Genomic DNA, 8,239 nt, shown 5'->3' with positions numbered 1-8,239 from the left:
TAATTAAGTTTAGTAAATTTCATCGTTAATTAATTTCTTAATGTACCCTATCATCATTCTCTCATAAAATTAATACCCGTCATTTATTTAATCTATTACTATTAACAATTCTCAATCAGTCTGATTCCATAACATCTTCATTATTGCAGTACACATATACTAATAATTAGCGATCGCTGTGCCAGTTGCGTAAGTCCTGTACAGGTAACCCATGGAGAGGGAAAAGGTGTAAGAAACGATGGGGAATTAAAATCAGTTTTTGACATTGTGATGGTACTAGCTTTAATATTTCTTCTAGTTGTAATATTTGGGCTAGTTGCTGTAAATTGTTACTTAACTCATCTTCCCATCTTTTTTTTGTTTCTTTGTTTTCGTTATAATCATTTACATATTTACTAGCCCAAGCAAATAATTGATCAAAATTCTCTGCTGAAGATTGCCAAATTCTGATTTCTGTACCTCCTGGTTGAATCACAAAAGCAAAAAATTTATTGATGGCAATATACCATTCAATAATTGCTGTATGGTTATCAACAATATTCTTTAATGAGGTAAATTCAAAACTAGCACCAATGGGTAAATATTCATCTTGTAATTTTTGCCTTTGTTGTCTCAATTCTTGCAGATTTTGGGCTAAATTTTGGTGATTTTCAGCTTTGCCAGTTTGGATTAAATTTTGTCCAGTAGCAATCTTATCTTCTAATTCTTCCAGTTGCTTAACCACCTCAAGTGGAAAGATACTTTGTAAGTCACGAATGAAGATTTGTTCCACTAAATTCCGGGTTTTACTGCGTTCAATATAACTGATAGCTTCCGTTTCTTTACCCAAACCTAAACAAACTTCCACCATCCTTCCATATAACTGATTATATTGTTCTGCCTGTTTGCGTTTACTTTCTTCCCCAGAAATAATTTCCCCCCGTATATCTTCAACTGTGTGAATAGCAGATTTAAAGGTATCGTAAGCTAAATTTAACTTTTCTGAATCTTGATCTGAATCTTGATAAGTCATGCCCAAATTCAATAAAGTTTGAGCATTTTCTACAGGAAAATCATCGCGGGTTCTTACTTCTAAAGCCTTAGTATAAGCAGCGATCGCATCTTCTAAATTCTGGGCTTTATCCCCCCTGATTCTATTACTGTAGGCAGCCCCTAGATTATTTTGCGTCGTTGCCCAATCCACAGGAAAATCATCGCGGGTTCTTACTTCTAAAGCCTTAGTATAAGCAGCGATCGCATCTTCTAAATTCTGGGCTTTATCCCCCCTGATTCTATCACCGTAGGCAGCCCCTAGATTATTTTGCGTCGTTGCCCATTGTACAGGAAAATCATCGCGGGTATAAACTTCTAAAGCCTTAGTATAAGCAGCGATCGCATCTTCTAAATTCTGGGCTTTATCCCCCCTGATTCTATTACGGTAGGCATTCCCTAGATTATTTTGCGTCATTGCCCAATCCACAGGAAAATCATCGCGGGTTCTTACTTCTAAAGCCTTAGTATAAGCAGCGATCGCATCTTCTAAATTCTGGGCTTTATCCCCCCTGATTCTATTACTGTAGGCAACCCCTAGATTATTTTGCGTCGTTGCCCATTGTACAGGAAAATCATCGCGGGTATAAACTTCTAAAGCCTTAGTATAAGCAGCGATCGCATCTTCTAAATTCTGGGCTTTATCCCCCCTGATTCTATCACTGTAGGCAAGACCTAGATTATTTTGCGTACCTGCCCAATTTTCTGGAGAAGTTTCACGGGTAAAAAACGTTAAAGCGATTTCATAACTAGTAATAGCAATTTCCATATTATCGGCTTTGTTGCCTAAAGGAAATTGCTGTATCAAATTACTAAAGTCAACTACAGCGAAAAATTGTTGTGCGTCTGGTTCTGCTTCTTCTAGTGTATTTTTTAATAATTGGGCACAATTCAGATTCAATTTATCTATATTCGCTGCTAGTAAAGGGTAAACTACCTGGGGGTTGCCTTCACTGTGTGCAGTTGCTTGTAATACTTCTAATAAAAAATTTAACTCTTCACCCAGTTGAGAAGCTAAAGACATCAACCGGTTAGCACGATTTTCTTGTCCTTCCTGGGTAGACATTTGTTCTACCCCTACCTTCAGCAATTCTAAAAAGCCAACATCAAGTAATTCCCTGTTAGCTTGTAATATAGCTGCTTGTTCACCATTGGGACAACTAAGCAGGTGTTCAATTAGCTGATAATATGCCCGTCGACGCTCTTTATCCATAAGTTAAAGTGGAGTAGGAAAGCCTTTACAATATACTCCAATAGTATTTTCCCTGTTTTCGGGAAGATACAGCACATTCCATCTACATGAGGTACACTATGAACACAGCAAGATGACTCTTTTACAAGGATTTTATCATTAACATCTGTACCTCATAATAACGGAAACTGCTGTAGATAAGGTTAATTAAGAAAAAATCCTCATTATTGTTTAAATTATTGCTAAGAGGATGTTTTAAAAGTATAGAGCGAATATAATTCGCTACTATACAGGCAAAGTCCACACTTCGACAGGTTCAGTGACCACCTGCGTGGAATAAGGAAAAACCAAGGATTTTTAACCTGCGTAGGCAGGTTTTGCCCGTGTAAACCCGTATCTTTCCAATCGCCGATTTTTGTGTTAATTTAGACTTTACAAACATCCTCTAATAGTATAGTTGTGAACTTTAATTAAAGCAAGGATAGCTATAAAAATGATTCATATTATTGATCGTAATCTCTACGGTCAACTTCTGGCTAAAATTGCTCCGAAGATTATTGAGAATGATGTAGAATATCAATCAGCATTACAAGAAGTTGAAAAACTGTTATTTAACAATAATAGAACTGTTCAACAAGATGTTTTATATAATTTACTAATAACGTTAGTAGAAAAATATCAAACAGAAAATCACCCTTTATAACCTGCAAAACCTCTGGAAATTTTACAACATTTAATGTAACTAAGGGGAATTAATGAATCAGATTTATTTAAAATTTTAGAAATTTTAGAAAATCAAGACATAGTAACAGCAACTCCCCTGGCTACGAATGCTGACCTAGCGATCGCTAGGTCAGCAAGAAGGACATTCCGCGCTATCGCTCTTTTCCTCCTTATTTATTAAGGGTTTCAGCTTAACTTGACATCAATGGGCATTGCGCTTTACCCCTACTTATTGAGAATTTTTAAGGTTTTGTAATTACACTCACAGGTCCATTAACAAGGGTTTGACAAGCAAGACGGTAGTTATCTGGCTTATTTTTGAACTTCTTATTTTCTACATCTGTACGCGGTGAAATATTTTCTAATCCTTCAATAATCTCTACAACACAGGTAGCACACTGCCCGACTCCACCACAATTAGTCACTTTTGCGAAGAATTTATATATATCAATCTTATTTTCTACAGCTTTCAATCTGAGATTTGCCCCATCTGCTGCAATTATTTCCTTATTCTCTTTGACAAATTTAATGTTACCCATTTTCTTACCCTTTGTAATTATTTTTATCTTTAGTAAGCCGTACATAACACACCTTACCAATGACTATTTTTCAAGATTTGTAAAGTATCTTATATAATTATATATAATTATATTGTTTGATTGCAAAATATTAAGAATAATAAATTTTTTTATCGAAAAAAGATCAAAAAAATAGGACAGATGATATAGAACACCTGTCCACAAATTGTGAGACAATTAACTTAGCGGAAACCCACTGCTGCTTGCCATACAAAAGCAAGTAACAGGAAAAATACGGGAATTACGGGAAGTATGTCTACCAAGGGATCAAATATTTGGTAGGCTTCAGGGAGTTTTGCCAATAATAGTGCTGCTTCCATGTTTGTTGAAATTCACTTAGTTGAACATAGCTTTTTTGTTATATAAGCTACAAGCCTTATTCTACCATTAAATTGTTAATTTACAAGTCGTGATTATTTTTTATTTAATTTCTCATTAATAATTTTGTTAGTCTTTTTCAAAAGAAATATTTTTAATCTAAAAGGTGTAAATCTATTGTAATATTTTTATAGTTTTATATTATTTTTGATACTTCTTATGTTATTTACATTTATCTTTGTTCATCCGTATTCGTTTGCTTTCAGCCACTAACTGTTTTATATCTGTAGAAACAGCGTACACTCATAATTCATTATCAATTGTCTTCTAATAACCAAACGATTACAGTAGTACCTGGATATTCTGAAGAACTATTTAATGGCTTAATAGCGGGACTAAAAATTTCCAGTGTTCCGTGCATTTCTGCTATTAATTGTTTAGCTATAGATATTCCTAGACCTGTTCCTGGAATAGTTGTTTGTGACTTATTACCACGATAATATCTTTCTCCTAAACGCGCTAGGTCTTCAGGAGGAATGCCATAACCACTATCACTAATAATAATACCTTGAAAATGGTCTTTTTCTTCACCAATAGCAATCAATATTTTACCACCATCAGGAGTATATTTTAATGCATTATCTATAATGTTATTTAATACTTCTTGTAAAGCCTTTTCGTTGACTTTTACTAAAGGTAAATTGTGAGGAATATCTGTGATTAATTGTAAGTTTTTTTCTTGAGCGATCGCTTGGGCCGATATTAACAATGGTTTGATTATATCTGCTATTTGACAATTAGTCAACTGATCACCTGTACCTGGTAATAATAATGTAGATTTACCTTCATTATCTACATTTGCTGTAATAATTACTTCCGATGTTGTTAAGTCAATAACTTGATCAAATTGTTGCAATAATTCCTGTAAGCGATCGCTTTCATGTACTATACTACTAGCTACTTCTCGGTTTTTATCAGTAGGGATAAACCGTTTTAATAACAACTTGCCAAAAGTGCGAATAGCAGTTAAGGGGTTGCGGAATTGATGTAATAAATTATCTAATAAATCGCGTTGTTGTGATTGAAGAACTTTTTCCTGTTGTAACTGTTGTTGCCACCATACACTACGTTGTTCTAAAATGCAAGCGATCGCTAAAGTTTTTGCAATACGTTTAATTTCTTCCTCTTCTTTTTCATTCCAACTTCTATCTTCCCTACCCGTCACTAATAAACCCATCATTACACCTTCATAAATTAAAGGTGACACAACTTGATAATCTTGTAAATTATCCCAATTATCCCATAAATTTCTTTCCCTTCTTTCACTTCCTTTTCCCTGTTTATCAGTATATACCCAAGTAGGAACCAGTAAATTTTTCTCTTGATTTGTTACACTAAAAATATCATCCATGGCTATAGGTTGCGTCATTTTTACATTATTAGCATCATCCCCATATTGTAATAATAAGGTTTCTGGATAAACCACCACTGGAATGAGTCTTGATTCTTGAGTAGGCGTTTCTACGATTTCTTCTGTTAAATAAACAACACTAAATGATGCTCCTAACCCTTGAGTTAGAAGTGCTATTTGTTCCCGACATAAAGCCAAAAAATCAGAACCAGCAGATATTAGCATTGTTTAACAGATTAGTAAATAGGTAATGGGTAATTGATAATAAGTTGTTGTAGGTTTAATTGGAATATAAAATACAAGCATGATGCTTATACTGCTTTAACTGCAACTTAATTTCACGGGTTTTTTTTGATGGGATAATTAAGTTGAACATCAGCTTATGATCTTGACTCCTGAATTCTGAGAAGATTCTTCATAAATCTTAACTAATTTTCACAAAAAACTTATAAGTGCCAAAAAGTTTTTTTTGACTGCAACCCTAGAACAAACGTAGTTTTCAGAGTTTTTCCAGTATATACCTTAGTTATATCCAAAAATTAAAACCCTTGATTTTTTTGGTGAAAACCTATATAATGACCACGTATTTTGTAACTATAATTACAATAGTAACAAGACATGAGGAGGAAAAGAGATTGGCAAGGAGACGTAAACGCAAAAGCCGTCGTCGGCAAGAAGGAAGACGTATATTAGAACACGTTCCTCAATATAGCTTAGAAAGTGGTGAAGATAAACCAGTGACAGCAGCGAGAAAATTCATTCAAGCTGAAGGTATATTACCACCGGCATTGTTATTAGTAAAACGTAATGAACACACCACAGACCGTTATTTTTGGGCAGAAAAAGGTCTGTTTGGTGCTCAATACGTCGAAGAAAATCATTTTTTGTTTCCTAGTCTAAAAGTTTTGGAATCTCCCTCAACAACACCGTCAGAACCTGTTGCTGTAGCTGCTAGGTAAACAATCAAAGATCATCTGTATTGCTAAACGTAACTTCTGACTCTAACAATCATTAACTGGCAAAATTGCTGCATTTATACAAAATTTCCACTTTTTTTAATTTTGTGTTTAATATGCTTCTAGAGTTTGTCAGTAAATTTCTCCAAATTCATTAGAATATCAACATCTCATAATTGTCAGATTATGGGTTGCTTTTTAGTCTAATGAGTAATTGGGAGGTAGAGATAGAGAAAAAAGTGGCTAACAAGAACGCTGAAAAATGTATCATCACAGTTACTACATTGAAGTCTCTGAGATTGATATACATCGTGTTGAACATTCAGTTATAGATTGACAAAAAAAGTTGAGCTAGTTCTAAGTTGACAATTTTATAGACGTTGACAAAAATCAATGTATTTTAGCTCAAAAGATCAAATACTTGATATATAATCCTACGATATCAAGCCTGTCTGCCGACAGGCAGGTATTGAATTAAGACTGTCAAGTAAGGGGAAAACCAAGCAAGAATCTTCGTAAAAGAAAGACGCGTTGGGCTACAGCGTGTAAGTCTATAGAGGGATATCTGCTCCTATGCGCCTCGTTTAAGTAGAAAGTAAAGTCTAGTTTTGTCTAGGTTTTATATAGCAGATGGCCAATAGTTAACAAAAGATACTTCAGGGAATCTCTGTCAATCAACCTGCAATTTTCTTTATGGCTCAAGTCATCAGGAAAAACAACAACACAATCAAGTGTAGTGTAGCTACTTCTTCCTCAAGCCAATTTCCGCAAAAATTGGGTCAGAAGTTTACAACAAAAGTTGAGGCATTGCATAATGGCGGCATGAATTTTGTTTCGCGCATCAGCGAAGCGAGTCACTTTCAGTCCGTTAAATGCAAAGTTTCAAATTTTGAATTTCTCAATTTGATACATGGGTTCAGCAATACCCAGAAGTTGATAATAACTCAAAGAACTTACACAGACGCTAGAGTAACCTCTGTTGTAAAGATTTATGGTAGGCTGTGTCGGACTTGTTATTTGGAACAACAAGTACCTTGCTAGTATACCACCACTGTGAGTTGTCAACAAGCAAATTAACCATCAAAAGAATGGAGTTGTAAAGTTTTTTGCAACTCTAAAAGTTCATCTCGATGGCCAATCAAAGTAATTATACTTGAGGATGGTTGTTCACTAAGCTGGTTATTAGGAATATTACTATAAATGTTATTGTTATTTTCCATCTTTAGTAACACCTGCTCAAGCTTCCCTGAGTTTCGCCAATATAGAATACCACTTAAAGGGGACAGAAGTAACAACAGTAGAAAAATTTTTCCCAAACTAGGAAATTCGATAGATACAATCAAAGATAAACACAATATACCAATAATTGCCAGCAAAGTTAAGAAGATAGCTAAAAACCAACTAGGTCTAACAAACCCTTGAAAAGTAACTTGATTCTTATTAGCGTCTATAGATATCACACGATAAGCGCGGGACTGAAAATAGGATTTTAAAGCATTCATCAGAGTCGCTTCGTCTTGTTTTGAGGTAAAGCGCATTAATGTAGTGCGGTCTTTGATAGAAGCTCTAATAAAGAAAAATAATCCTATCAATGATAGCACAGTCAGGAAAAAAGTAGAGGGGAGAACTAAGGATTCCATAAAGATGTTAGTATTGATGATTGGTGATTGGGAAACACTAAATAGATATGTGGTGATGTGGTAGTCAATAATGTAGAGACGTTCTATATACAGCACATTCCATCTACATGAGGTACACTATGAACATAGCAGGATGCCTGTGTTACAAGGGTTTTATCATTAACATCTGTACCTCGTAATAACGGAAACTGCTGTAACGTCTCTACAAGGAGTTTAAACAACGCACATTTAATTTTCAGTCCTATGTCTAATAAAGATAATCTTATAGGACTTACGCATTGACAGAATAAAAAAATAGTGCATTGATAAATAAGGGTCGTCTAGTAATCGGTATGGGAGAATGAGAGAAATTACTAAACTCTCGACAGCACAATGCAACATAGACATCTACA

General features: G+C 34.7%; 7 protein-coding genes. 2 read left to right on the top strand and 5 right to left on the bottom strand.

Going from position 1 to position 8,239, the window contains the following annotated elements:
- Positions 1-166: 166 nt before the first annotated feature.
- Positions 167-2,242, bottom strand: coding sequence for a tetratricopeptide repeat protein (locus H6F32_RS19895; protein ID WP_190371003.1), 2,076 nt, complete (start codon positions 2,240-2,242; stop codon positions 167-169).
- A 472-nt stretch (positions 2,243-2,714) separates the two neighbouring features.
- Between H6F32_RS19895 and H6F32_RS19890 the strand changes: the two genes are divergently transcribed.
- A complete protein-coding gene (locus tag H6F32_RS19890; RefSeq protein ID WP_190371002.1) occupies positions 2,715-2,924 on the top strand; it encodes a hypothetical protein in 210 nt (69 codons plus the stop codon).
- A 262-nt stretch (positions 2,925-3,186) separates the two neighbouring features.
- Here H6F32_RS19890 and H6F32_RS19885 read toward each other — a convergent pair whose 3' ends face one another.
- The 3 genes from H6F32_RS19885 to H6F32_RS19875 form a co-directional block, all read right to left on the bottom strand.
- Entirely contained in the window at positions 3,187-3,483 is a 297-nt protein-coding gene (locus H6F32_RS19885; RefSeq protein ID WP_190371001.1) for a 2Fe-2S iron-sulfur cluster-binding protein, read from the bottom strand.
- A gap of 221 nt (positions 3,484-3,704) precedes the next feature.
- The gene (locus tag H6F32_RS19880; protein WP_190371000.1) at positions 3,705-3,842 is read right to left on the bottom strand and encodes a photosystem II reaction center protein K; all 138 of its coding nucleotides are present in this window, start codon (positions 3,840-3,842) and stop codon (positions 3,705-3,707) included.
- A gap of 314 nt (positions 3,843-4,156) precedes the next feature.
- Complete coding sequence (locus tag H6F32_RS19875) at positions 4,157-5,476, bottom strand: sensor histidine kinase KdpD (RefSeq protein ID WP_190370999.1); 1,320 nt, start codon at positions 5,474-5,476, stop codon at positions 4,157-4,159.
- Positions 5,477-5,886: 410 nt separating this feature from the next.
- On the opposite strand from H6F32_RS19875, the gene H6F32_RS19870 reads away from it, so the two are divergent.
- The gene (locus H6F32_RS19870; RefSeq protein WP_190370998.1) at positions 5,887-6,210 is read left to right on the top strand and encodes a DUF3155 domain-containing protein; all 324 of its coding nucleotides are present in this window, start codon (positions 5,887-5,889) and stop codon (positions 6,208-6,210) included.
- A gap of 1,070 nt (positions 6,211-7,280) precedes the next feature.
- Here the strand turns inward: H6F32_RS19870 and H6F32_RS19865 are convergent.
- Positions 7,281-7,847, bottom strand: a complete 567-nt coding sequence (locus H6F32_RS19865) for a cofactor assembly of complex C subunit B (RefSeq protein ID WP_190370997.1) — start codon at positions 7,845-7,847, stop codon at positions 7,281-7,283.
- Between the last annotated feature and the right edge of the window lie 392 nt (positions 7,848-8,239).

This window comes from Anabaena sp. FACHB-1237 (genome assembly GCF_014696225.1).
Classification (GTDB): domain Bacteria; phylum Cyanobacteriota; class Cyanobacteriia; order Cyanobacteriales; family Nostocaceae; genus FACHB-1237.
The sequence above is the reverse complement of the archived record's forward strand: the minus strand, read 5'-3'. Positions and strand labels throughout refer to the sequence as shown.